At 41.7% G+C, this 26550-nt stretch carries 24 protein-coding genes; 16 read left to right on the top strand and 8 right to left on the bottom strand.

Annotated elements, in window-relative coordinates:
- Positions 1-37: 37 nt before the first annotated feature.
- The 6 genes from MHI11_RS03800 (at position 38) to MHI11_RS03825 (ending at position 7881) form a co-directional block, all read left to right on the top strand.
- Positions 38-1633, top strand: a complete 1596-nt coding sequence (locus tag MHI11_RS03800) for a sensor histidine kinase (RefSeq protein WP_340962284.1) — start codon at positions 38-40, stop codon at positions 1631-1633.
- Positions 1634-1636: 3 nt separating this feature from the next.
- Complete coding sequence (locus MHI11_RS03805; protein WP_268508608.1) at positions 1637-2335, top strand: response regulator; 699 nt, start codon at positions 1637-1639, stop codon at positions 2333-2335.
- Positions 2336-2338: 3 nt separating this feature from the next.
- Entirely contained in the window at positions 2339-3319 is a 981-nt protein-coding gene (locus tag MHI11_RS03810) for a tripartite tricarboxylate transporter substrate-binding protein (protein WP_113768268.1), read from the top strand.
- Positions 3320-3510: 191 nt separating this feature from the next.
- Positions 3511-4809 (top strand): citrate:proton symporter, encoded by a 1299-nt coding sequence (locus tag MHI11_RS03815; protein WP_111913146.1) that lies wholly within the window; start codon positions 3511-3513, stop codon positions 4807-4809.
- Positions 4810-4924: 115 nt separating this feature from the next.
- Positions 4925-6075, top strand: a protein-coding gene (locus MHI11_RS03820) for an IS3 family transposase (protein WP_185108217.1) whose coding sequence is annotated in 2 segments (ribosomal slippage) — positions 4925-5198 and positions 5198-6075 — 1152 coding nt in all. Because the reading frame shifts where the segments join, the coding sequence is not laid out codon by codon here.
- 174 nt (positions 6076-6249) lie between these two features.
- The gene (locus MHI11_RS03825; protein WP_265209062.1) at positions 6250-7881 is read left to right on the top strand and encodes a M14 family metallopeptidase; all 1632 of its coding nucleotides are present in this window, start codon (positions 6250-6252) and stop codon (positions 7879-7881) included.
- 161 nt (positions 7882-8042) lie between these two features.
- Here MHI11_RS03825 and MHI11_RS03830 read toward each other — a convergent pair whose 3' ends face one another.
- The gene (locus MHI11_RS03830) at positions 8043-8528 is read right to left on the bottom strand and encodes a phenolic acid decarboxylase (RefSeq protein WP_044139752.1); all 486 of its coding nucleotides are present in this window, start codon (positions 8526-8528) and stop codon (positions 8043-8045) included.
- Positions 8529-8640: 112 nt separating this feature from the next.
- Here MHI11_RS03830 and MHI11_RS03835 point away from each other — a divergent pair, with 112 nt between their 5' ends.
- Positions 8641-9198, top strand: a complete 558-nt coding sequence (locus MHI11_RS03835; protein ID WP_111913149.1) for a PadR family transcriptional regulator — start codon at positions 8641-8643, stop codon at positions 9196-9198.
- Between the two features lie 104 nt (positions 9199-9302).
- Positions 9303-10409, top strand: a complete 1107-nt coding sequence (locus MHI11_RS03840; protein ID WP_340909417.1) for a nitric oxide synthase oxygenase — start codon at positions 9303-9305, stop codon at positions 10407-10409.
- A gap of 210 nt (positions 10410-10619) precedes the next feature.
- Here MHI11_RS03840 and MHI11_RS03845 read toward each other — a convergent pair whose 3' ends face one another.
- Positions 10620-10889: an acylphosphatase gene (locus MHI11_RS03845; protein ID WP_340913776.1), complete on the bottom strand. Its 270-nt coding sequence runs from the start codon at positions 10887-10889 to the stop codon at positions 10620-10622.
- A 122-nt stretch (positions 10890-11011) separates the two neighbouring features.
- Between MHI11_RS03845 and MHI11_RS03850 the strand changes: the two genes are divergently transcribed.
- Positions 11012-11662: an MOSC domain-containing protein gene (locus MHI11_RS03850; RefSeq protein ID WP_044139749.1), complete on the top strand. Its 651-nt coding sequence runs from the start codon at positions 11012-11014 to the stop codon at positions 11660-11662.
- A 42-nt stretch (positions 11663-11704) separates the two neighbouring features.
- Here the strand turns inward: MHI11_RS03850 and MHI11_RS03855 are convergent, their stop codons facing one another.
- From MHI11_RS03855 to map, 3 genes are all read right to left on the bottom strand, one after another.
- Positions 11705-11842: a YflJ family protein gene (locus tag MHI11_RS03855; protein WP_003214303.1), complete on the bottom strand. Its 138-nt coding sequence runs from the start codon at positions 11840-11842 to the stop codon at positions 11705-11707.
- Positions 11843-11976: 134 nt separating this feature from the next.
- Complete coding sequence (locus MHI11_RS03860; protein WP_003214360.1) at positions 11977-12138, bottom strand: hypothetical protein; 162 nt, start codon at positions 12136-12138, stop codon at positions 11977-11979.
- Positions 12139-12261: 123 nt separating this feature from the next.
- On the bottom strand, positions 12262-13011 hold the full coding sequence (gene map / locus MHI11_RS03865; RefSeq protein ID WP_044139748.1) for a type I methionyl aminopeptidase: 750 nt from the start codon (positions 13009-13011) through the stop codon (positions 12262-12264).
- A 187-nt stretch (positions 13012-13198) separates the two neighbouring features.
- Here map and nagE point away from each other — a divergent pair, with 187 nt between their 5' ends.
- Positions 13199-14563, top strand: coding sequence for an N-acetylglucosamine-specific PTS transporter subunit IIBC (nagE, locus tag MHI11_RS03870; protein ID WP_044139747.1), 1365 nt, complete (start codon positions 13199-13201; stop codon positions 14561-14563).
- 18 nt (positions 14564-14581) lie between these two features.
- Here the strand turns inward: nagE and MHI11_RS03875 are convergent, their stop codons facing one another.
- Positions 14582-15340: a DUF817 domain-containing protein gene (locus tag MHI11_RS03875; protein ID WP_003214429.1), complete on the bottom strand. Its 759-nt coding sequence runs from the start codon at positions 15338-15340 to the stop codon at positions 14582-14584.
- A gap of 194 nt (positions 15341-15534) precedes the next feature.
- Between MHI11_RS03875 and MHI11_RS03880 the strand changes: the two genes are divergently transcribed.
- On the top strand, positions 15535-16038 hold the full coding sequence (locus MHI11_RS03880; protein ID WP_003214123.1) for a DoxX family protein: 504 nt from the start codon (positions 15535-15537) through the stop codon (positions 16036-16038).
- A gap of 46 nt (positions 16039-16084) precedes the next feature.
- On the opposite strand, the gene MHI11_RS03885 is transcribed toward MHI11_RS03880, so the two are convergent.
- Both MHI11_RS03885 and MHI11_RS03890 read right to left on the bottom strand, forming a co-directional pair.
- Positions 16085-16678 carry a YjgB family protein gene (locus MHI11_RS03885; protein ID WP_335351590.1) on the bottom strand — a complete coding sequence of 198 codons (594 nt, stop codon included), beginning with the start codon at positions 16676-16678 and terminating at the stop codon, positions 16085-16087.
- Between the two features lie 100 nt (positions 16679-16778).
- Entirely contained in the window at positions 16779-18758 is a 1980-nt protein-coding gene (locus MHI11_RS03890; RefSeq protein ID WP_340960494.1) for an LTA synthase family protein, read from the bottom strand.
- A 579-nt stretch (positions 18759-19337) separates the two neighbouring features.
- On the opposite strand from MHI11_RS03890, the gene MHI11_RS03895 reads away from it, so the two are divergent.
- The 5 genes from MHI11_RS03895 (at position 19338) to treC (ending at position 26533) form a co-directional block, all read left to right on the top strand.
- On the top strand, positions 19338-20996 hold the full coding sequence (locus MHI11_RS03895; RefSeq protein ID WP_111913159.1) for a pyridoxal phosphate-dependent decarboxylase family protein: 1659 nt from the start codon (positions 19338-19340) through the stop codon (positions 20994-20996).
- A 31-nt stretch (positions 20997-21027) separates the two neighbouring features.
- Positions 21028-22752 (top strand): methyl-accepting chemotaxis protein, encoded by a 1725-nt coding sequence (locus tag MHI11_RS03900; protein ID WP_340960495.1) that lies wholly within the window; start codon positions 21028-21030, stop codon positions 22750-22752.
- Positions 22753-22830: 78 nt separating this feature from the next.
- Positions 22831-23217: a DnaJ family domain-containing protein gene (locus MHI11_RS03905; RefSeq protein ID WP_034665171.1), complete on the top strand. Its 387-nt coding sequence runs from the start codon at positions 22831-22833 to the stop codon at positions 23215-23217.
- Positions 23218-23380: 163 nt separating this feature from the next.
- Positions 23381-24817 carry a PTS system trehalose-specific EIIBC component gene (treP, locus tag MHI11_RS03910; RefSeq protein ID WP_340960497.1) on the top strand — a complete coding sequence of 479 codons (1437 nt, stop codon included), beginning with the start codon at positions 23381-23383 and terminating at the stop codon, positions 24815-24817.
- Positions 24818-24832: 15 nt separating this feature from the next.
- On the top strand, positions 24833-26533 hold the full coding sequence (gene treC, locus MHI11_RS03915) for an alpha,alpha-phosphotrehalase (RefSeq protein WP_340960499.1): 1701 nt from the start codon (positions 24833-24835) through the stop codon (positions 26531-26533).
- The last annotated feature ends 17 nt before the right edge of the window (positions 26534-26550 follow it).

Raw genomic sequence — 26550 nt, forward strand, 5'->3', positions numbered from 1 at the left:
GATGAATCTACTTGAATTAGGGGCTGTGGCGGTGAGGATGGGCAAAAGGAAAGTCACTTTACAAACGAAAATATTTGGATTAATTATCGGGCTTTTGCTAGTTGTCATTGCATTATTGACCATTTGTTTTGGTTTTTTGCAGACCTCAGAAAGGCAGCGGCAAGCAGAACAACTGGCGGTGCAAACCGCTAGAACAATCTCATATATGCCGCCCATTAAAACATCGGTGGCCACATCTGCATCGAAAAATGAAGAACAGGCAGTACTTGAGCAAATGAAGGAGCAAGTAAGAGGACATGCTATCTTCATCACCAATCAAAAAGGAAAGGTCCTTTTTCATACGAATCATGAGGATGTAGGTAAAACCATCAGTGTATCGGAAGGAAGGAGTACTTTGTTGTTTGGAGGAACCTCCATATCGACTGGTGATTCTGACGGTGAAACCGTTGTCAGAGGCAGTGCGCCGATTATGAAAGAAACAGGACAGCATGAAGAAATTATTGGGACAGTTACTGTCGAATTTTTAAAAAGAGAAATTGACCAAGCGACAGCTCATCAACTATTCAAGTTGAGTTATATTGCCCTTCTTGTGCTCTTGCCTGGCCTATTCGGAGCGATTTTTTTAACAAGGAGTATTCGAAAAGATACATTGGGGCTTGAACCACATGAGATTGCATCATTATACCGAGAAAGAGAAGCGATGCTGCTCGCTATTAAAGAGGGGATTATTGCGTTTGACCGCAAAGGTGCGATGACGATGATGAATACGTCAGCTGAACACATGCTGCGCGTTTCTTCAAAGCGACCCCTTCATATTGACCAAGTCTTGCCAAATGCTAATCTTCTATCCTATTTAACGGTAGAGACGATTGAGCCTAACATAGAAATAGTCGTCAATAATAAAACCTTTGTGTTAAACGTGAAAAAAGTTAAGCAGGACAATAGAGTGTTCGGCGGAATTGTGAGTTTCAGGGAGAAAACAGAGCTGACGAAGCTGCTGGATACATTAACAGAGGTAAGCCAATATTCAGAAGACCTTAGAGCGCAAACACATGAGTTTTCAAATAAGCTGTACGCCATTTTAGGCTTGCTTGAGCTGAAACAAGTGGATGAAGCGATCGACTTAATTAAGGAAGAATATACGCTGCAAAATCGTCAGCATGATTTACTCATGAAGCAAATTCGATCTCCTAAAATTCAAGCTATTTTACTAGGGAAATTAGGAAAGGCATCTGAGAAAAAGGTTCATTTCCAGATTGATGAAAATAGTTCATTGGAGCCGCTTCCCGCTCATTTAAGTTTATCTCACTTTATCACCATCATTGGAAATCTCGTAGACAATGCCTTTGAGGCCGTATTAAATAAAGAGAAGCGAGAAGTAGGTCTGTTTATCACAGATATTGGATTTGATATTATTATAGAAGTTTCTGATTCAGGTGATGGCATCAATGATAAGGAATTGTCACACATTTTCACAAGGGGTCATTCGTCAAAGGGAGAAGGGCGAGGCTATGGACTAGTTAATGTGAAAGAAGTATTGGACGAACTTGGGGGCTGGATTGAAGTGACGAACCAAAAAGAAGGCGGTGCCATCTTCACTGCATATATACCGAAAGGCACAAAGGGGGAATAGATTGTGATGAAGGTACTCATTGCGGAGGATGATTTTCGAATCGCAGCCATTCATGCATCTTATATACAACAAATAGAAGGATTTCAAGTCGCCGGAAAGGCAAAGAGTGCAAAGGATATGTGGGATGCGCTTCAAAAGGAACAAGTCGACCTCATCTTGCTTGATGTGTATATGCCCGATGAGCTCGGCACAAACCTGTTGCCGCTTTTAAGAGAACGCTATCCAGAAATAGATGTGATTATTATCACTGCGGCTACGGAAACGACACTTTTAAGAAATGCCCTTCAATACGGAGTGGTTCATTATTTAATCAAACCAGTGACCGCACAAAAGTTTGCACAAGTTTTAACCGAATATAAAGAGAAGAAAGACATCATCAATTCCAAGGATGAAGTCAATCAAACGATGATTGATTTGTTTTTTGGACAGATGCAAGAAGAGCCGAAGGAAAAGGATGATAGAGACCTGCCTACAGGCATCAATTCGCTGACTTTGGACAAGGTGAAAACATTGATGGCATCAGAGAATAATGGAATTACAGCAGAAGAACTAGGAGAAAAGATGGGGGCATCACGAACAACAGCGAGACGGTATGTTGAGTATCTCGTGACAACAGGAGAATGCCGTGCAGAGCTTGCGTACGGAATCATTGGCAGACCAGAGCGAAAATATTATCCTGCCAAAAAGCAAGCGGAGTCTTAAAAGATGAAAAAAGCAATATGCCTTGTCGTGATCATAATATGTCTTTGTATGACGCTCACCTTTAATGAAAAAAAGGGAGGTGACTCTTTCCTGCAGCACAGCCCATTATATATCGTGGTGTCTGGTGTCCCTGACGGTGGATTTGACCAAACAGCTCAAGTGATGAAATCAGTGCTTGAGAAGGAAAAGCTGGTGAAGCGGCCGGTGAATATCCTTTATCAAAGAGGCGGAACGGTGGATAAAGGATGGACATATATGCTGGAGCGAGATACCAACTATATTAGTTTGAATTCAAGTTTATTGTTAAGCCGTAATTTGCTTGGCAGCAGTAACATGACAATGAACGATGTCACGCCACTTGCGATTCTTGCGGAAGAGTGGCAGGTCGTCGCAGTCCCAGTGGATTCTCCCTTTTCAAATGGGAAGGAGCTATTAAACACACTAAAGAAGAAACCGGATTCCTTAAAAATTGGATTTGCCCCAGACTTTGGAAATGATGATCAAATCTCATTCGCACGAGCGGCAGAAATGGCAGGAATTGATCCATACCGCATTCAATTTTTGAAATTTGACAGTGCAGATGATTTATTTCAGGCGCTCATTGACCATGAGGTGGATGCCGCAACAACAACGATTACAGAGGTTCGTCATGATTATGAAAAGAAGAGGCTAAAACTCATAGCGACCACAACCAATCAGCGTTTAGAGGGATTTGAAGATGTGCCTACTTGGAAAGAGCAAGGAATCCCGCTCATCTTTTCTCATTGGCGTGGTGTCATGGGACCCAAGCAAATGAATCAGCACGAGATTCGTGAATGGGATCAGCTTCTTCAAAAAATGACACAGACTAAGTCCTGGAAAAAACAATTAAAGCAAAAGGGCTGGACAGGTCGCTATATGAACAGTAAAGAGGCAAAGATCTTTATGGAAGAGCAATTAAGGCGATATGAGCAGTTTATCCAAGGGGAACAAGCGGTCGAATGAGATCGCTTTTTTTCATGGAATCCATCAAAACCAAGGTTTGAACAAAATGAACAAAAAGCATTTATCGACCGAAAAAGAATTAAAATTCATAATATTTACTTCAATTCAGGCGTCAGATATCATGACAGAAAGGGTTGGAAATGGGATACCAACATTTAATGAAAGCGTATACAACATAAGGGGTGAACAAAGTGCTAGCAATCTTAGGATTTCTTATGATGGTTGTATTTATGGTTTTGATTATGACGAAACGTATGTCTGTTTTAACGGCATTGGTATTAACACCAATTGCTTTTGCTCTTATTGCAGGTTTTCATTTTACTGAAATTTCAGACATGATTGTCAAAGGTGTGCAGCAAGTTGCACCGACAGCGGTCATGATCATGTTTGCGATTTTGTACTTTGGTATTATGATTGATGCGGGTTTATTTGATCCGATGGTGGCGAAAATTTTAAACATTGTCAAAGGCGATCCATTAAAAATTGTCGTCGGAACAGCTGTCCTGACCATGCTTGTTGCACTTGATGGTGATGGGACAACAACGTACATGATTACAACAACAGCGATGCTTCCATTATTTACGCTGCTTGGCATCCGGCCGATTATTTTAGCGGGGATTGCCGGAGTTGGCATGGGGATTATGAATACGATTCCATGGGGAGGAGCCACACCTAGAGCGGCGAGTGCACTTGGCGTTGATCCATCACTTTTATTTGGTCCGATGATTCCAGTCATTGGTGCAGGGGTTTTGAGCATGATTGTGGTGGCATACTTTCTTGGGAAGTCTGAAAGAAAGCGTCTTGGTGTCATTGAGCTCGAACAGCCGATTCATGCAAATGAAATGGCAGCGGCACTACAGGATGACATCAAGCGACCGAAACTTTGGTGGTTTAACCTGTCGCTTACGTTGTTATTGGTGCTCCTTCTCGTGTCTGGAAAAGTCAGCTTAACGGTATTATTTGTTCTTGCATTCTGTGTGGCGATTATCGTGAACTATCCGAACCTTGAACAGCAGCGTGAGCGGATTGCGGCTCATTCAACCAACGTTTTAGCGATTGCTTCCATGATATTTGCGGCAGGGGTTTTTACAGGCATCTTAACAGGCACAAAAATGGTCGATGAAATGGCGATTTCGATTGTATCTGCCATTCCAGAGCAGCTTGGCGGCTTTATTCCAGTCATTGTTGCGTTAACGAGCGGAATATTTACGTTCTTTATGCCGAATGATGCATACTTTTATGGGGTCCTGCCGATCCTATCAGAAACAGCGGCAGCATACGGTGTTGATAAAATTGAAATCGCGAGAGCCTCTATTATTGGCCAGCCGATTCATATGTTAAGCCCACTTGTTCCATCCACTCATTTACTTGTTGGACTTGTTGGGGTATCACTGGATCAGCATCAGAAGTTTGGCATGAAATGGGCTGTGCTTGCAGTTGTCGCCATGACGGTCATGTCGGTACTCATTGGGGCCATTTCCATTTGGTAAATAAAAGAGTGTCTGCTACCGGGACTGACCCCATAAGATGAGACAAATAAAAAACACCTTCAAGTTTGAAAATGGATCGTTGTGATCCGAAATAAAACATGGAGGTGTTTTTTCTATGGGGACAAGAGTGAGTTATCCGGTTGAAGTCAAACAGAAGGCTGTAGAAATGAGATTGGCAGGCGTACCTATGAAAGAGATCATGCAGAAATTGAATATCAAGAATAAGACGCAGGTTCAGACATGGGTGAGGTGGCATAAGGCTGGGGATACACACCGGTTCGAACAGCCTGTTGGAAAACAATATACCTATGGAAAGGGTCCCGAGTACTCTTCCGAATTAGAGAGACTGCAGGCAGAAAATCGCTATTTGAGTCAACAGAATGAAGTTTTAAAAAAGTACAACGAATTGGAAAGGAAGTTGATAAGGAAACGTCAATCAAACTGGTAGAAGAATTGTGCAAAACGATGACGGTACAGGACATCTGTGTCCATTTAGGCATCTTACGTACTTCGTATTATAGATGGAAAAAGGATTTGACTCAGAATCATTCTAAAAGACAACTAGAGAAACAGGTCGGCACGTTGTGCCGAAAGCACAAATATCGATATGGTTATCGAAAAATCACAGCCATACTAAAAAGGAGAATGCGTATTAACCATAAAACTGTTCAACGTATCATGCAGAAAAACCAGTGGCAATGCCGGGTTAAAATGAAAAAGCGTAAGAAGAATGGGCAGCCCTATGCCGTGGCCAGTAATATACTGGATCGGAACTTTCAGTCTGATCGCCCTCTTGAAAAACTAGTAACGGACATCACGTATTTGCCTTATGGACAGAAACAATTGTACCTTTCCAGTATCTTGGATTTATATAATGGAGAAGTGATTGCTTTTACGATTGGTGATAAGCAGGACACAGACTTTATCTTAAACACACTTAATCAGCTCCCAGCACTGCCTGAGAATTGCGTGTTACATAGCGATCAAGGTTCTGTGTATACATCTTACGAGTATCAGAAAGCTGTTCATATAAAAGGCATTACCATGAGCATGTCCCGTAAAGGGACGCCCGCTGATAATGCCTCCATCGAATCGTTTCATTCCTCACTAAAGTCTGAAACGTTCTATCTTAACAGGATTGACCGCACTACGACCAGCATCGTAGAACGCACTGTCAAAGAATACATTTATTATTATAACAACATTCGTATTCAAACGAAACTAAACAACCAATCACCGATAAACTATCGGCAATTGGCTGTATAAAGGTGTTTTGATCCCTGTCTCAAAAACGGGGGTCAGTCCCTTGCCGAGCAGGCTCAATTCATTTGCCCTATACAAAAAACATGCCTGTTCCTCCAAAAGATATATTTTTGAAAAATACTGACACTTTTACTGTTTTTTTCTTTATAATGCAAATCAACGAAGGGAGAGGATAGCATGTCCAAACGAAAAGGCACGATTCTTTTTGCTGCAGTATGTCTCATAGCAGGAAGTTTGTCGATGGTGAGTCCAGATTCAGCTCATGCAGACACCCCTTATTATGGAAAGAGTTATGAACAGCCAGCCTCAGTGAAGAAGCTATACCCTGAGCCTGACGAGACGTTCGATACCCCCGCATTTCAGAAAAAAGGAGAAGCCTTCACCACACAAGAAGAGCTTCAACAATTCTTACGTGATATTGTCCGCAAAAGTCCTTACGCTACGCAGAAGCAGATTGGAACATCCATTGAAGGACGGTCCATTCCAGCCCTCTACTTTACAAAGGATCATCATATTTCTCCACTTTCAAAAAAGCCAACGATCTGGCTTCAAGCACAAATACACGGAAATGAACCAGCCTCCGGTGAATCTGCTCTCGTCATCGCAAAACGATTAGCTGGTGAAGAAGGAGAGCGTATACTCAATCATGTCAATATCATCATTGTCCCGAGAATCAATCCTGATGGTGCTTATGCGTTTGACCGCAGACTTGCAAACGGAATGGATGGAAACCGTGATCATATGACATTAGAATCTCCAGAGCTCACAGCCCTGCATCAAGAATTTAATCGGTATGCACCAGAAGTGGTCATTGATGCCCATGAATACGATGTGGGACAAAAACAGTTTGATGATATCGGATCAGCGGGTGCACTCAAATATCACGATTTACTGATCTTATCAGGGAAGAACTTGAATATTTCAGAAAGCATCCGGCTCACGTCAAATGAATTATACGTGAACGGCGTCCGTGAAACGCTAACAAATCAAGGATTTTCAAATGATTTATATTATACAAGCACAAGAGGAAAGGATGGAAAGATCGATCTCTATGAAGGCGGAACGGATGCACGAATTGGTCGAAATGCTCTGGCGCTCTCCCCAGCGCTATCCTTTCTTGTAGAAAGCAGAGGGATTGGAATTGGAAGAGAGGACTTTACCCGCCGCGTCGCAGCACAAGTCACCACTCATGAAAAAATCATTGAAACAACGGTGAAACATGCAAAGCAGGTGAAGCAGCAAATGGTGACGGAGCGTTTGAAGCTGGTGAAAAAAGGTCTCCAATCGAATGATGACGATCAAGTGGTCATTCAAGATGATTTCAAAGCGCCGGTGGATGATTCGCTTGAAATGGTAGATATTGAAAAAGGACAGACCATCAATGTCCCTGTACGCTTTCACAGTGCGAGCGATGCTATTCCTGTCATATCGAGAGAACGACCGACAGCTTATCTTGTTTTACCTGGACATGAAGGGGTAGAACGGAAGCTTCAAACCTTAGGGTTAAAAAGTATCACATTGCCTGCCAGTGTAAAAGTACCGGTACAAGCCTATCAAGTAACAAAACGAGACGAAAAGAGCAAAACAGATATTCAGCTTGAAACAGAACTCACCCAAAAGAAACGTCAGCTACCAAAAGGGACAAAGGTATATTTCACGGCGCAGCCGCAAACGAATTTGTTGTCACTTGCCCTTGAGCCAGAATCAAAAGATAGCTATATGTCATCTGGATTTATTGCTTCAAAAGTAGGCGATGAACTGCCAGTGTACCGGTTCTTGCTATCTAAAAGGACGTTAGGCATTAAATAAAAAGGGCTAAAATGATTTAGAGGGCTAAAATGATTTAGCCCTCAGCGTGTCCTATACTGCAAAAATTTTCTATCACACTGAAAAGAAGACAAAGGGCTAAAATAAACATCATTTTAGCCCTTTGTCCACAATCTAGAAGCGGCACAGTGTGTGCTGCTTTTTTATTTTCGTCCTGCTCTTATCTCATCTGTCATGCCTTCATACGGTGCTTCGGCGATAATCGTTTCGTCATTTACACCTGCATGATTCATATACGTAATGTCCGCAAATTCTGGAACAACATATTTCGGATATGTTTCGTACTTTTCACGAGATTCTTTCATGAGATCGATGTAGTCATTTTGATAGCAAACTGTGATATCTGGACGTTCATGGACCCATTTTGGGAAGAAGATGACGCCATGCATGCGTTTTTCTTCAGGCATAAAGTTCAGAGAGACGTCTGTCCCAGTTGGTTCTGTCCAAGAAACTTTGTAAACGCCTTTTGTTAGCTTCACAATATTCACTTCTTGATCACGAACCCAGCGGCCTCCAACCATTCCGCTATGAATGCGGTAATCAATGGTGTGATCGTTTTTAATGTAAATCTCATATTCCCAGCCATTTTCATACGTATAAATCATATGAAGTCCAACGAATTGATCCATGTTTATTCCTTCTTTCATTAGAATGATGTTGTTTCAAACATGTCGTGATTTACATGTTTATTTTAAAGCCTGTGGTATAATATTGTCAAAGAATAAACGTTGGAGGCACATCATGAGAGTTTTGAAATATGCCATTCTTGGTTTACTAGATCAGTGTGAGCTGACTGGATACGATATCACCAAACATTTTAAGGATTCCCTTGGACAGTTTTGGAGCGCGAAGCATAGCCAAATTTACCCTGAGCTAAAACGGCTCACAGAAGAAGGGTTTATTGAATTTGATGTTCGTATACAAGGAAAGAAGCTAGAGAAGAAGGTTTATCAAATCACAGAGGCAGGGCAAGCGGCATTGCATCAGTGGTTAAGGACAAAAGACCCGATCCCAGAAACAACAAAGGATGAATTCATGCTCAAAACATTTTTCATCTCCTCCATGGACAAAAAAGAAGCGGCTGACCTGTTTACACATCAACTACTAGAGCGCACGAAGAAAGTAGACATGCTAAAGCAGAAGCTGCACGCGTTAATAGAGGAAGATCGTGGTGCTGAATCGCTTCATTCAGCCCAATTTGGGCATTACTTAGTGCTGACAAGGGCAATTGAAAGAGAAAAAGGCTATGTCCGCTGGCTCGAGCAAACCCTTAAACGGATTGATTCATCCACGCTCTAAGGACAATGGTCGGATGATATGATAAAAAATGGTTTGAAACTAGTGAATTTATAAATAGAAACCGCTACAATGGATATATTCGTATTAAAGTGAGGCGAGTATGTTTGAGTAATCAAGAAGCGTTGTGGAATGAAGCAGAAGCTTTTATTTCTGTATGCTATGAAGAATTGGGCAAGTCAAATGAAGAGAAAGCAGCACGTCTGCATGAAATAAAACAAGAAATTAACTCTAAAGGGACGTATACTCACACACAAGAGGAATTGGCGCACGGGGCGAAAATGGCATGGCGCAACAGCAACCGCTGCATTGGCCGTTTATTTTGGTCAACTCTGCATGTTCACGACTGCCGTCACGTGAAGACAGAAGAAGAGGTGAAAGAGGCACTCTTTCATCATATTGAGTATGCGACAAATGATGGGAAAATCAAACCATCCATTACGATCTTTCCTCCAGAAAATCATTCGCAAAAGGGAGTCGTCATTTATAATCATCAGCTCGTTCGTTATGCAGGCTATGAGACGGAGTATGGCATCATCGGCGACGAGGCTTCTCTTGAATTAACTAAGTTGTGTGAAGCCCATGGCTGGAAAGGGGAGGGCACGCACTTTGATATTCTGCCTCTCATGTTTCAGCTAAAGGATCAGCCGCCCGTTCTGTATGAGCTTCCGAAAGAAATCGTCCAAGAAGTCGAGATCATCCATCCTGAGTATGAAGGATTTCGTGATTTAGGACTGAAATGGTATGCGGTACCGATTATTGCTGATATGAAATTGGAGATTGGTGGTATTCATTACAATGCAGCACCGTTCAATGGCTGGTATATGGGCACAGAAATTGGCGCACGTAACCTAGCCGATGAAAATCGCTACAATATGCTGAAAAAAGTCGCTTCGATTTTAGGACTGGACACGACAAAGAATGCGTCGCTTTGGAAGGACAAAGCGATTGTTGAGTTGAATGTGGCGGTTCTTCATTCTTACCGAGAAGCAGGGGTGACCATTGTTGATCACCATACAGCAGCACATCAATTCAAACAATTTGAAAAGCAGGAAGAAAAGGCTGACCGCAAGCTGACTGGGGACTGGACTTGGTTGATTCCGCCGGTATCACCAGCTGCTACCCACATCTTCCACAAGCATTACGACAATACCATTGTGAAGCCGAATTATTTTTATCAGGAAAAGCCCTATCATGGAACAGAAAAAGCCTAGCGAGAGCTAGGTTTCAGCGTGTAGACAAACCCTCGCATTCGCCCGCAGGTCTGCGCGCTGGTGCTCACGAATGTTCAATTCGTTCTGCGCCAGTGCTCGTCCTTCCTAGGGCTGCAAAGGTTTTCTATCACGCTGAAAAGAAGACAAAGAGCTAAAATAAACATCATTTTAGCCCTTTGTCAACAATCTGAGAAAAGCCTAGCTCTTTTATTACCTTATGCAAAAATCCTGATAATGAGCGAACTCAGTGAGCGGCTCCATTTGCATATCTGTGACCTTTGAAAAAGGGCTTCCTTTCCGGACAGTCTTTAAGAAATCAAGCACTTCCTGCTGCTCACCCTCTACCTTTAACTCAACATGCCCTTCATCTGTGTTGCGTACCCAGCCTTTCATCCCGCGATTGACGGCTTCTCCTTGTACAAAATAGCGAAAACCGACTCCCTGCACCCGTCCTGTGACAATGGCATGGTAATGAATCAATGTCATCTCTCCTTTTTTCTCATCGTACCATAGCATGTAACTGACCTTCACGCATCGACTATGATTTCATTGTCTAACGATGTAAAATAATAGCCATGAGACAACCAAAGGAGATGGTCAACGTGGGACAGAAGAGATACGACATAGTAGGAATCCAAGTAGGACAACCCATCACGACCTATGCAAACGGAAAAGAAATCAAAACAGCCATCAACAAAAAGCGAATTCATGAGCCTGTCTATTTGAGTAAGGTCAATTTTGAGGGAGATGGTCAAGGTGATTTGGTTCATCATGGAGGATATGATAAAGCCGTCTGCGTCTTTCCATACGATCATTATGCTTATTTTGAGCAGTTTTTAGGGGTTCCGTTACAGGAAGCTGCCTTCGGCGAGAATGTAACCGTGCACCAACTAGTTGAAACAGAAGTGCGGATTGGCGATGTATTTCAGCTAGGAGAAGCACTTGTTGAAGTGAGCCAGCCAAGACAGCCGTGTGTGAAACTATCTTTTAAGCATGGTAACATGAAGCTTGTAAAGGAAGTGCAACAAACGGGGTATACCGGTTTTTATTTACGAGTGCTGAAAGAAGGCTTAGTGCCTGCTGATGCTTCTCTAGTATTAGTAGAAAAAGCATCTCATCACATTACAGTTCATGAAGTGAACGAGGTCAAATATCGTCAAACAAGTCCAGAGAGGCTAAAAGCCGTTCTTAAAGTAGATGCCTTAGCAGATGTCGTGAGGAAGTCTTTAGAAAAACGAATTCAGCCCATTTAAAAAAAGCCGTACATCAGCATAAGATGTACGGCTTTTAAGCGCTTATGAGCTAGGTTTCTTTTGCTCAAGAAGATTTGCAAGGAAATATGTTTTTAAGCTTTGAAGCTTTCTTCCTTCATGCTTGGTCACACCAAGCTTCTTTAATTCTTCGACATACCAGCCTTTGCTACCATAATGCATGATAGAAAACTCCTTTCAATTGAAACTGCCTGCATTGTAACACCACAAAAAAGGACGTGAAAAGTGTGCAGGTATGAATAAATGAAAACTGATTCTATCTTCCTATGATCCATGTATATGCTGGAAATAATCATTTATGAATTTGGCGGGTTGAGGGTAACGATGATCATGCCGACCGTCATAATCATGATGACAATACCAAGATAAGTCATCATGGATTGTTTTTTCTTAATACCTACAACCGTTAAGATAATACTTTCAATCAAAAAGATAACGCCGATGATGATGAACCACATATCAAATAAGACCCCTTTCGCATATCTTTGCCTATTTTACCACAGGCATTTTTGTTTAGTCGTGACAGATTCGTGAAAGGGAAACGAAAAGATCCCCTCCAATGAAGAAGGGGATCAGCTGGCTTATAGCTTCGTTAATATAATCGGTTCGTCTTTTGTGATGACAATGGTATGTTCAATCTGTGCGACAAGGCTTTTATCTGGTGTTTTAAATGTCCAGCCGTCATCAGTTTGATAAATCGATTCAGCATTTGTTGAAATAAAAGGTTCGAAGGCGATCACGGTGCCATTCTTAAACAAAGCATTATCGAAAGGATCATAATAGTTTAAAATATGGTTAGGTGCTTCATGTAGACTTTTCCCAATGCCATGTCCTGTCAGGTTTTTAATGACAGTAAATCCTTGTTCTTTTGCTGTATTGTAGACCGCACGGCCAATTTGGTTTTGCCTTTTACCGGCTTTTGCATGCTTTAATCCTTCGAGGAATGCATCCTCTGCACACTGGCATAATGCTTCAAGACGAGCATCACCTGTACCTAATACGAATGAAATACCGGTATCGGAATAATAGCCGTCCAGCTCTGCTGAAATATCAATATTGATGAGGTCGCCCTCTTGTAAAATGGTTTTTTCACTTGGAATACCGTGAGCAACTTCATCGTTCACGCTGATACAAGTCGTCCCAGGGAAGTCATATTCCTTTTCGGGTGCTGAATTCGCCCCATGCTCTTCTAATATTTTTTTTCCAATCAAATCTAGTTCTTTTGTAGACATGCCTGGTTTCGCTTGGCTTTTCATTTCTTCTCTTGCCAAAGCGACAATTCGGCCGACTTTTTTTAAGGCTTCTAACTCATGATCATGTTTGACAATCACTGTTCATTCCCGCTTTCTATAACTTCATTCTATTCAATAGCTTACCACATTTTACGCAAAAAGAGTAAAGAGCGGAATTCAAATGAATGTGGACAAATTGGTATAGATAACTAGATGTGCATATGATATATTTTTTATGAGCATCATGCACGTTTAGTCATGATGATGACAAAGGGGGAGAAGACAAATGGTATTTCAGTTTTTTCAAAAGCTAGGCAAATCTTTTATGCTTCCAATCGCTGTACTTCCAGCAGCAGGGATTATTTTGGCTATTGGGCGGGAGGATGTATTCGATATCCCGTTTATTCATGCGGCTGGAAATGCCATTTTTGCAAACTTGGCTTTAATTTTTGCAATGGGGATAGCGATCGGTATTGCAAAGGATGGTAACGGGGCAGCGGCATTATCAGGTGCGATCTCTTATTTTATTTTATCAGCTGGTACAACGTCGATTAATTCAACGAACAATATGGGGGTATTGGGCGGTATTTTATGCGGGCTATTGGCAGGTTATGTGTACAATCGCTTCAAGGATACGAAGCTGCCAGAATATTTAGGTTTCTTTAGCGGAAGACGGCTTGTGCCAATTATGACCGCACTTTTCACCATTTTATTAGCAGCCGTTTTCGGATTTGTATGGCCTCCGATTCAAAGCGGGATCAATGGATTAGGGGAATGGATTTTAAGTCTTGGTGCAACGGGTGCAGGGCTGTTTGGTTTCTTTAACCGCTTGCTCATTCCATTAGGGCTTCATCATGTGCTGAATAACTTATTTTGGTTTCAATTCGGGGAATTCAGCGGGGCAACAGGAGATCTAGCGCGATTCTTTAAAGGAGATCCAAGCGCGGGTGTCTTTATGACTGGTTTCTTCCCAGTGATGATGTTCGGTCTGCCAGCGGCATGTCTAGCCATGATTGTGACCGCAAAGCCTGAAAAGCGAAAAGCAACGGCTGGCTTGATGATTGGGATGGCGCTTACGTCATTTATTACAGGGATCACTGAACCAATTGAATTTTCATTTATGTTTTTATCTCCACTCTTATATGGTGTCCATGCTGTACTAACGGGTCTTTCGCTCTTTATTGTGAACATTCTCGGGATTCATAGCGGCTTCGCTTTTTCAGCAGGAGCGATTGATTACGTTTTAAGCTTTGGCATTGCACAAAAACCACTCATGCTGCTTGGGGTTGGTGTGCTTTATGGCATTGTGTACTTTGTCGTTTTCTATTTCCTCATTAAACTGTTAAAGCTTAAAACACCGGGCAGAGAAGATGAAGACATTGAAGATATTGCAGCCGATGATACGAAGACGGCAGGTGCGAGTATACTTTTAGAGGGACTTGGCGGCAAAGACAATATCACCGCCATTGATCATTGTGCCACCCGCCTGCGTTTAACAGTAGAAGATACACATTTATTAAATGAAGGCACATTGAAAAAAGCAGGTGCCAAAGGGGTACTGACTTCAGGGAAAACCTCCGTACAAATCATCATTGGAACGAATGTAGAATTTGTCGCAAATGATCTCCGCAAGGAAGTCGATCGAGATTAAAAAAAGCGTTCAGCCAGGTCAAATGGGCTGAACGTTTTTTTGTTTGCGCTGTTCGATGACGAGCACAATACTGATCACAACAAGTAAAAACCAAGAACTGATTTTCCCAAGATGTACGAGAGACCAAGCGTGCTGTTGATTTGGATATTGCCATGCCCCTAAAAAGGTGGTGACATTTTCGGCAATCCAAATGAAGAAACCAATCAGCAAGAAAGAGATGACAAGCGGCATTCGAAAGGTAGAAGAGCCAACCTGAAACGAGACGGACGTTTTTCGAAATATGACAACAAGCAGTAATGTCAGCCACCATCTCAGATCATAGAGCCAGTGATGCGTAAAAAAATTGAGATAAATACACAAGCTAATCCCAATTGAAAGAAACGGATGGGGCCATGAACTGACCTGCACGTGAAGCCGGGACAGTGCCTGATAAATATAGCTTGCTACACTCGCATACATAAATCCGCTATAGAGCGGAACCCCAAAGACCTTCGTATAAGCCTCTTCAGGATAGGACCAAGAACCCATATGAACTTTATACATTTCTAAGCCAATACCTATTATGTGAAATAGACAGATCACCTTCAATTCATTCAATGTCTCCAGCCGAAGCGTCAGCATGAGCATCTGGGCAAGAAGGCAAAGTAGTAGAATGAAATCATACCGGTGTAGAAAAGGAATCGTCACTATCTTTGATAGGGCAAGCGCCGCAAAGATCATGACGGGGAATAGACACGACATCGCCTGTAAGTAAGCAAACTGGAATAATGTTTTCATACAAAATGAAACCTCTTTTCATTGTCTGAAATGACTAAGACGGATTTAGCAAGGGAAAAGTTACCTGACCTATATATTCATGAACAATTTGTGAATATGTATGTGAAAAAGATCACAAACTAGTTTTAACGTAGTATAATAAGATCATAAAGAAAATGTGAAAAAATTCACATAAATTAAAGGGAGGCATCATCATGTTTACAAAATTCTTACAAACGAATGTATGGGCAGCGGTTATCCTTTTGGCAGCAAGACTTTATATCGGTTGGACTTGGCTCACATCTGGTATAGGAAAACTAACAGGCGGATTCGATGCATCAGGATATTTACAATTTGCGATAGCTGAACCTGTTGTCAAAGATGGAAACCTCGTGTATCCGTTCTATGTATGGTTTTTAGAAAATGTCGCTTTGCCGAATGCTGGACTATTTAGTGCCATGGTCATGTGGGGGGAAATTTTAGTAGGTCTAGGATTAATTGTTGGATTATTCACAACAACTGCAGCCTTTTTCGGAAGCATGATGAATGTCTCTTTCTTACTAGCTGGTACCGTCTCTGTCAACCCGCTTCTTCTGCTCATTGCCATCGTCATCATGGCTGCGAAAGGAAATGCAGGCAAATTTGGACTTGATTATGTCGCAGGTCCAGTCTTGAAACGTACAATGAAAAGAAAGCCGCATTTAGAAGTGGCTTCATAATAAAGAAAAAGCATCCTTAGCTTCTGCTCAAGGATGCTTTTTTTATTTAGGAATCAGCTTTCACCAGATTAATATGCAGGACGGTGAGCTTCTGCTGATTTATATCTGGGTCATGGCCGACGATAAATTCCAGCTCATAATCTCCAGTACGATACACGTATTTTTTCTCTTTTGTCTGTGGAATGGTGCTGACCGAATCTGCTTGTCCAAGTTGTTTCTTTAATAGGGAAGGGGTCATTCCGCCGATATTCGTTTCTTTTTCTACATTTGTACCGAAATAACGGATTTCGTCAATTTTGCCTTTTGCATCATAATGAAAAGCAAATCCCGGATTCCCCATTTCAGCATGATACAAATCAAAGCTGCTTTGACCTGTTTCTGGATATGGATTTCCTAGTTTATGATGGACATCCATCTTTGTTTGAACTCCAATTTTAAGACCTTTTGCATAATAAGGCATTTGTCCTTTATGTGCCAGCTCATAAATGTTGTTTAGTGCGGTTTTCGGACCTTGAGGAACGGATTGTTCGACTGCTGTTTTGTTCATGGCGTGTGCTGAGACTGCAGGACTGAATCCAATGAGGGCGGACGTAGCGAGTGAAAGTGAAGCAGTCATGACAAAAGCGGTTGTTTTCTTCATTTTAAAATCCCTCCTTCTTCTTTCTATACCCGGTGCAATAGGGGTCAAACGTAAACAGAACCAGCTGATCATGGATCGGCTGGTTCTTAAAATGAGAAAGCTATTTTGATGAAGTGCCGGATTTATCTTTGGCGGAAGAGGAATCTTCTTCATCCTGTACTTTCTTTGTATAGTCATATTGATTTCGGTCAATCGGTGTAAAGCCTTTAGGCTTGTAGAAACGGAGTAAATCTTCGGTGACGATCTTATCAGATGTCTCAAGCATCTTTTTCACCGTTTCATTTTCTTGTGATGCCTTATCAGTCGGCTCGATTTTCTCGCCTGTTTTGTTGCTGTAATAGTTATTGCCTACTTTTGTGTAATCCTTAGAGACGAAGTCACCATTTCTAAATGGCACAAGCTCTTTGAAATTTTTCGATAAGATATCAGAACCAGACATTAAATAGTTCTTCGTATCATCACCAAGCAGGTGCAGAAGGGTTGGTGCGACATCGACTTCACCAGAGTATTTATGAATCTGTCCGCCTTTTACGCCTGGTACATGAATAAAGAGCGGTACGCGCATGAGTTGCGCATTTTCATAATCTCCGATTTTTTGTCCTGTCACTTTTTCCATCGCTTCATTGTGGTTTTCAGAAATGCCGTAATGGTCTCCGTACATAATGACGACTGTATTGTCATAGAGTCCAGACTTTTTCAGGTCGTTGAAGAACTGTTCAATCGCTTCATCTAAATAATGAGCCGATTGGAAATAGTTATTGACGACAGAGTCTCCGAAGTCACCAGGTTCGAAATCGGTATCCCCTTCATCCATTCCAAATGGGAAATGGTTCGATAACGTAATGAATTTCGAATAAAACGGCTGCTTCAAGTTTTCAAGCATTGGCATAGATTCTTTGAAGAATGGTTTGTCTTTCAGCCCATAGTTCTTCGTATCTTGCTCGTTCATATCGTAATACTCAGAATCGTAAAACCTGTCATATCCAAACGACTTAAACATTTCATTACGGTTCCAGAAGGTTTTCGTATTGCCGTGGAATTCTGCTGACGTGTATTGATCCTTCTTCAGAATGCCAGGAAGTGCCTGATACGTGTTTTGCGCTTTGTTAATAAAAACAGAGCCTTGTGATAATGGGAATAGCCCAGTATCCATCATAAATTCAGCATCAGACGTCTTTCCTTGTCCTGTTTGATGGAAGAAGTTATCAAAGTAAAACGTTTTGTTGTCGTGTGCCAATGAATTAAGGAATGGCGTTACTTCTTTTCCGTTTACTTTGTAATCAATGACAAAGTTTTGCAGAGATTCAAGAGAAATCGTAATCACGTTCATGCCTTTTGCTTTCCCGTAATAAGCCGGGTTAGGGTCAGCGCTGTTCGCTTTTAAATAGTTCTCTACATCTGTCACGTCATTTGAATTTGCCAGAGCACGCTGGCTGTTTGATTTCACATTTTGAATGGCATCAAACACAGTAAAGTTATAAGCACCTAAATATTTCACTAAATAATTGCGGTCAAATGCTCTTGATAAAAGCTCTGGACGATCAATCTCTGCAGCGACTAAATTCATCACAAAGATTACAACAGAGGATACAAGGACGAGTCTAAACGATTTTGTCTTTTGAACAGGTACAGTAGCTGTACTTGCTTGCTTCTTTTTCATGCGGACTGCGAGTACGATCAAAATGATGGTATCCATAAAGTAAAACATATCAGTCCAACGCATGAGTGAAAATGCACTATCACCTAATTGTCCGCCATTCGTTCCTGCCTGCATCACGGTAGGCAGCGTGATAAAGTCATTGAAGAATCGATAGTACACGATGTTTGCGTATAGTAAAAAAGACATGAAAAAATGAATCACAATGATAGCGGCAGGCTGCCATTTTTTCTTGAACAATAAAGCAAAGCCAAGAAAGAACAAGCTGGAGCTAATAGGATTCACGAAAAGCAAAATATGCTGAAGCACATTTGATATACCAAGTTTAAATTCAATTAAATACGCTGAATACGTTTTGAGCCACAGTAAGATGACTGCAATAACAAAGAAGCCGAGGCCTCGTTTTTGAATAAATGTTTTCATAAAAACACTCCTTTTCTCCGATACACGGAAGAGGCGGAACGAAAGAAAACGAACCATTAGAATATACCATGAAATGATCAAATAGAAAAGTGATAACCGGCGAAGAGTGTCTAGCAGCCTGTCCGAGCAATAAAAGGGAAGAAAACGAAAATATTCGCTCTTCGAAAAACTTTTTATAAAATTCACCCTATTATTTACAGAAAATTCAGTTATTTTCCAGTTGCTATATCAATAAAACAGGTAAAAAGGCACGAGTCTAAAGAATTAATTTGGTTTCTACAATGATGATTTAGAGAGTATTTCCAGTGTTTCTTAATGTTTATGCAGGTTAAGTAAAAAAAATGAGAAGAAGAATGGAGAAAGAACATGGATGGAATTTCCTGATATAAGATATATTGATATATTTTTTTGTTTCATCAACAAAATGGTTTCGATGTGTTTTGTAAGGGTTTTATTTGTTTTGATGAATGAACAAATTATCTAAATATACTTAAGTGGACATTTCGAGACTATAAACTTTTGAATTAGGGTCGATATAGACTTTGACAGGAAATCTTCCATTGAAAGGATTGATAGTATATGACTGTACGAGCAAACAACCTCGTTCAGAACTGGTTTCCGAGTGAGGACGGAAATGCAGCAGAGCGTAAAGAATTTATCAAATTGATGGAGCAGATTATTTCAGGGGTCGATCACCTGAAAGATCCGAACCGTGCACACCTAAAGGGTGAAAAGAATCGCGAGGAGAATTTTTATCAAAAGCTCACTGAAACAAGTCAAATTCCGGTAAACGGACAACAAGCGGAACTTGTGAATGAAGAATTACTGAAGCTTTTACATAACCATCCTTACCACACAAAGTATTTCTTCACGAACATTTTGCCGATGGCAAGTACACCAGGAATTCTAGGCATGCTGACGGCGATGCTGGTAAATGGAAACAATCTATGGGATGTTTATGGGCCAGCAGGAGCGGAAGCTGAGGTCAGAGTGGTCTCAATGATGTCTAAGCTCATCGGATATGATCCAAGTGTGAGCGGGGGATATACAACATGGGGAGGTCAAGGAGCCATTTTCTCAGGACTGCGTTTAGCGATTGCAAAAGTTGCGCCGGAGTCACTGCGAAAAGGAGTTCCGCAAAACCTTTATGCGTTTTGTTCTGATGCGGCACATTACAGCTTATTTAAGTCAATGGAAGCAACAGGACTTGGCACAGACAACTTGATCAGAATTAAGACGAATAAAGATCATTCGATGGATATGGAAGATTTACGTTGTCAAATGGAACGTGTTGCACAAAATGGCGGGATTCCCGTTTATATTGTGGCAACAACCGGAACAACAGATGCCATTGCAATTGATGATGTAAAAGGGGTACGTGAAAAAGCAGAAGCTATTGCTGAGAAGTATGGTCTAAAGGTGCCGCATATTCACGCGGATTCGGCGCTGGGTGGATTCTTTGCTTTCTTTAATGAGTATGATGTATCTAAAAACCCGCTGCAATTCTCAGACGGTGTTCTTCGTATGCTAGAAGAAATCAAAGCGAAATTCGAACATCTTTCTCTTGCAGACACGATGTGTTTTGATTTTCAAAAGCTCGGTCAAACACCTTACACATCTAGCTTATTCTTAGTGAAAAACGCTGCTGACTTAAAGCGTTTGGACCTAGAAGAACAAGAGACACCATATGTTGGACATAGGGGCTACGGGGAATACCATACGGGTTATACACTTGAATGCACAAGAATGGGAAGCTCTATCAGCATGCTGAGTGTACTGTTAACATTTGGGATTGAAGGCTATCAGCGCTTGCTAGGTCAATTTTTAGAGGTGAACCTTGCATTTAGAGAAGCACTCAGTCAAGAAATTCCGCAAGCAGAAGTCGTGAATGATGACAACGTCGGAATGGCTACATTATTTAGAATTTACCTAGACGGCTCACCGCGCTTTCAAGAAGAAATTTCAGGCGAAGCGACGGCAATGGAAATTGAGCGGAACAATGAATTGAACAAAATGCTGTTTGAAAAGCTTGGAGAAAAAAGAGACGAAATGTTTTTTGGTGATACAACGAAGTTTTTACTTGTAAATGCAAAAGAAGGACAAGAATTCTATCTAAGTGTTAGTAAGTTTTTTGTGATCTCACCTTATACGTTACCAGAGCATATCCCTCATATCGTATCTTATTTAAAAGATGTAATTGCATCTGTTTGTGGACAATTTGAACATGTACATGCTTAAATCAAATCTGAGAGTGGAGATGTAGGAAAAAATGGCGAAACAAAGGAAATTTGGAGGACTCACGATATCCTCCAAAATCATGTCAGTCGTTGTCGTAACATTACTCGCAACCGTTGCACTATTCGTTCTAACATTTTATCTAGTCAGCCAGGATTTATCATCCCAGTTATTAAAGCAATTTGATTATCGATTAACAACAGATGTTGATACAGCGAAGAAAGAGATCGATAATCTGGATGGGAACGTCCTTGGTATTAGTGGGAAAGATGATCCCCTTTATGTGGAGGTCAAAAAGAAATTCACAGAGCTTCAAGAAGATCATACGCTTGAGAACTTATACGTGCTATCTAATAAAGGCGGCAAAGAAAGAATTATTATATTAACTGGGGAAGAAAATGATTTTGATCAAGATTATGTATTTTCAGATGAGATGAAACAAGCTCTTTCAGAAGATAAAATAGTCAAAAGTGATATTTACAAAGATTCATTTGGAACACATAAATCAGTCTTTTTACCAATCAAAGATTCAGGCGGTGAGCTGACGGGTATTCTAGGAATTGATTTAGATGCGTCTGTTGTGCCAGAAACAACGAAGAAGCTGACGATCTATATCACGGTTGCATCTGCCATTGTACTCATCGGTGGATTACTCTTCTCATTCTTTATGGGAAGAAGAATTGCGAAACCAGCACGTTCCTTGATGGAATCAGCAAACCGAATTGCTGACGGTGATTTAACTGGTATGGTAGAGGTTGAAAGTAAAGACGAGATCGGCCAGCTTGCCGCATCCTTCCAAAAGATGCAGGCGCGGATCAAAGAGCTCATTTCAAAAATCTCACACTCATCTAGTGAAGTGTCGAAAATGTCTTCACAGCTTCGTACAGTGACGACCGAATCGAGTCAAAGTGCGCAGCAAGTATCAGAAGCTATGACGAATATGAGTGAAGGAATCAATGATTCTGTCGCAAATATTACGGATTGTACGACATCCGTTGCTGAGATCGATACTCAAATCGAAGGCGTCACAAAAGAAGTCGATGAAATGAAATCTGTTTCATCTGACGTACAAGAGCAGTCAGAATCTGGTCAAAAATTAGTGAACCATGTGCTTGATCATCTGAATATGCTACATGACAAGATGACCAACTCAAAGCAGGCAGCAGAAGAATTACAATCTCATTCAACGGAGATTGAAAGTGTCATCTCGATCATTACGGACATTTCAGCCCAAACGAATCTGCTTGCACTGAATGCTTCAATTGAAGCGGCACGTGTTGGAGAAGAAGGAAAAGGGTTTGCTGTTGTGGCAGATGAGGTGCGCAAGTTAGCTGAGCAATCAGCGGATGCGGCTAAAACCGTTTCAGACCTTGTCATCGGCACACAGGAAAACAGTCAGCGTGTTCTTGAAAGCGTAGAGGAAAGCAGTAAGGCAGTGGAAGAAGGACGTGAGCAAATGAAAGGCACGTCACAGAACTTCGCTGGTATTTACGACGGAGTGTCTCAATTTGCAAACAGAACGAACAATTTGCTTCAATCCATCAAGCAGGTAGAACGAGCATATCAAACAATTTCTACATCGATTGAACAAATTTCGGTTGTGTCAGAAGAACATGCTGCGAGCTCACAAGAAGTAGCGGCAGCAACAGAACAGCAAAGTGCTGGCATGCAGCAAATTTCAAGTGCGATTGAACAGCTCTCTGATATGTCAGAGGACTTAGCACATATGGTTTCTACTTTCAAAATCGACAATAAATAACGAGAAAGCTGACTCTTGTGAGAGAGTCAGCTTTTTTGCTATGCTTAATCAAATCGTTTCAAACGAAAGGAGAGCGCCATGGATTTTGCGCAGAGATTATCAGAAGAACGGATCAAAAAAGCGATGGATCACGGGGCTTTTGAAGGATTATCTGGCTTTGGCAAACCTCTGCCTAAAGATGACGCTGCTCATGTACCTGAAGAATTAAGAATGGGCTACCGGATGATGAAAAATGCTGGCTTTGCTGGGGAAGAAACAGCACTGAAAAAAGAACTCATGACCGTCAAAGAGCTGCTTCACTCCAGTATAGACGGAGAAGAAAGAAAAAAGCTTTCTCTCATATGTGAAGAAAAACAAAAACGACTGGATGAACTCACATCTAAGCGCCAAACTTTTGCTCGTCCAGCCTCCTCCTTTTATAAAAACAGGGTCTACGAAAAATTAACGGAGCATAAAAAAAGATGATGACACGCTGCCTCTCCTGAGCACATTGAGGGGGCTTTTTTTATGAAAGCGCTACATTTTGTTATTGACTACATGTATATACAAATATAAAATAATAATCAAACATGTATATACAAGTTTTTTGGTTCTTTTTTCTTATAAAAACGATCTCGGAGGGGATAGCATGGCTGATTACCAGGCAGCGGCAGATCAGATTGTGAAAGCCATCGGCGGCAAAGAAAATATTGATCAAGCGACACATTGTGTGACAAGGCTGCGCTTTGTGCTGAAGGATGAAGGAAAGGTTGATGAGAAAGCACTTGAACAAATAGAAGAAGTGAAGGGATCTTTCTCAGCAAACGGTCAATACCAAGTGGTGATCGGCCAAGGGGTCGTCAATCGGGTATATGCCGAACTGGTGAAACAGACAGGGATTGGGGAAGCCACAAAAGAGGACGTGAAGCGTGCCTCTGATCAAAAATTAAATCCATTGCAGCGTGCTGTGAAAACGCTTGCGGATATTTTTATTCCGATTCTTCCTGCCATCGTCACAGCCGGCTTATTATTGGGGATTCATAATATTTTAACAGCTCCTGATATTTTCTTTGATCAAAAATCGATTGTTGATGTGTATCCGGCATGGGCTGATTTAGCGAATATGATCAACTTGATTGCAGGCACTGCCTTCACATTCCTGCCCGCATTAATCGGCTGGTCAGCCGTGAAGCGGTTTGGGGGAAATCCGCTTTTAGGGATGGTCCTTGGACTCATGCTCGTACACCCGGACTTATTAAATGCGTGGGGCTATGGAGCGGCTGAAAAGTCCGGTGAGATTCCAGTCTGGAATTTGTTTGGACTTGAAGTGCAAAAGGTAGGCTATCAAGGACAGGTTCTTCCGATACTCGTCGCCTCGTATTTACTAGCGAAGCTCGAATTGTTTATCACAAAACGGACACCTGAAAGCATTCAGCTATTAGTGGTTGCTCCGATTACGTTATTAGTTATTGGCTTTTTATCCTTTATCGTCATTGGACCTATTACATTTGCAATCGGCAACGTGTTAACATCTGGACTTGTCGCTGTATTCCAGCAGTTCGCAGCACTAGGTGGTCTATTATACGGCGGTTTGTATGCGGCGTTAGTCATTACTGGAATGCATCATACGTTCCTTGCTGTTGATATTCAATTGATTAATTCAAAACTGCACGGCACGTTTCTATGGCCAATGCTCGCACTGTCTAATATTGCACAAGGATCAGCCGCACTTGCGATGATGTTTGTTTTGAAAGATGAAAAGCAAAAAGGTCTCTCACTCACATCAAGTATTTCTGCTTACTTAGGAATTACCGAGCCAGCAATGTTTGGCGTCAACTTGCGCTACCGATTCCCATTTATTTTCGCACTCATTAGCTCTGGTTTAGCCGGTATGTTTATCGCCTCTCAAGGGGTGCTGGCAAGCTCAGTTGGTGTTGGAGGCATTCCAGGAATCTTCTCTATTATCCCGAAATATTGGGGCGCATTTGCGATAGGGATGGTCATTGTCCTCATCGTCCCATTCATCGGAACCCTTTTGTATGCAAAGTTGAAAAAGAAGAAAGATGTATCACAAGAACTTAACTAGTGGTGGTGAAGGAAATTGAAACAACAAAAAAACGAACCGTGGTGGAAAAAAGCGGTGGTCTACCAAATTTATCCGAAGAGCTTTTTAGATACAACGGGCTCAGGTACAGGCGATATCAATGGTGTGACAAAAAAGCTCGATTATATCAAACAGCTTGGGGCGGACTGTATTTGGCTCACGCCAATGTATGAGTCCCCTCAGCATGACAACGGCTATGATATTAGTGATTATACAAAAATCCATGACATGTACGGCACAATGGCGGATTTTGAACACATGCTGAAAGAAGCCCATGATCGAGGTATACGAGTCATCATGGATTTAGCCGTCAATCATACATCCATTTTCCATAAGTGGTTTCAAGCATCACGCGAGTCAAAGAATAATCCTTATCGAGATTATTATATTTGGAAGGAGCCCAAGGCGGACGGATCACCGCCGAATGATTGGCAGTCAAAATTTGGCGGTCCGGCATGGGAGCTAGATGAAGAAACAGGAGAGTATTATCTTCATTTATATGATGTCACCCAAGCGGATCTCAATTGGGAAAAGGATGAGGTGCGCAGGCAAGTATATGACATCATGCATTTTTGGTTTGAAAAAGGAATTGATGGATTCAGGCTGGATGTCATCAACAACATCTCAAAGGATCAACGCTTCTTAGATGACGCCGGGCAGTCTGTGCAAGGAGACGGCCGGATGTATTATACGGATGGTCCAAGAATTCATGAGTTTCTGCACGAAATGAACCAAGAGGTTTTTTCGAAATATGACAGCATGACAGTTGGAGAAATGTCTTCAACGAATATTGCAGACTGCATTCGGTATACAAGACCGGATCGGCAGGAGCTGGATATGACGTTTAATTTCCATCATTTAAAGGTCGATTATCCAAACGGAGAAAAATGGGCTCTCGCACCGTTTGATTTTCAGGAATTGAAGTCGATTCTGTCTGAGTGGCAGACGAAAATGCATGAGGGCGGCGGCTGGAATGCTCTTTTCTGGTGCAATCATGATCAGCCGCGTATCGTCTCAAGATACGGTGATGATGAAACATACCATCAGCAATCAGCGAAGATGCTGGCGACCACCATTCATCTCATGCAAGGGACTCCATATATTTATCAAGGTGAAGAGATTGGCATGAAGAATCCTCAGTTTGAGGACATCTCATCTTACCGCGATATCGAATCACTCAATATGTATGAAGCCATGCTTGAAAAAGGGAAATCAAAGGAAGAAGCGCTCGCCATTTTACAGGTCAAATCAAGAGATAATGCGAGAACACCGATGCAGTGGACCTCAGAAAAGAATGCAGGTTTCTCAAAAGGGACACCTTGGATTGAGCCAGCCAATAACGACATTTCGGTCGAAGCTTCGTTAAAGGACCCGTCGTCTATTTTCTATCATTATCAAGCCCTTTGCAGGCTGCGTAAAGAACTTGACGTGATCACATATGGAAGCTTCACTTTACTCTTAGCAGAAGATCCAAAGATTTTTGCTTATGTGAGAGAAAGCGGTGAGGAGAAGCTTCTTGTGATCAATCACTTTTATGCAGGAGAGACGGACTTTACGCTTCCTGATGAGCTTATGCAGGCTGTAGATGAGATGGAGGGGCAAGTGCTGTTATCCAATTATGAGGATGCACCGGCAGATATGAAGGGATTTACGTTGCGTCCATACGAGTCAATCGTTTATCATTTAACCAAACGCTAGAAAATGGGGCGGAGGGA

Source organism: Bacillus sp. FSL K6-3312 (assembly GCF_038007485.1).
In the GTDB taxonomy this organism is placed as follows: domain Bacteria; phylum Bacillota; class Bacilli; order Bacillales; family Bacillaceae; genus Bacillus; species Bacillus pumilus.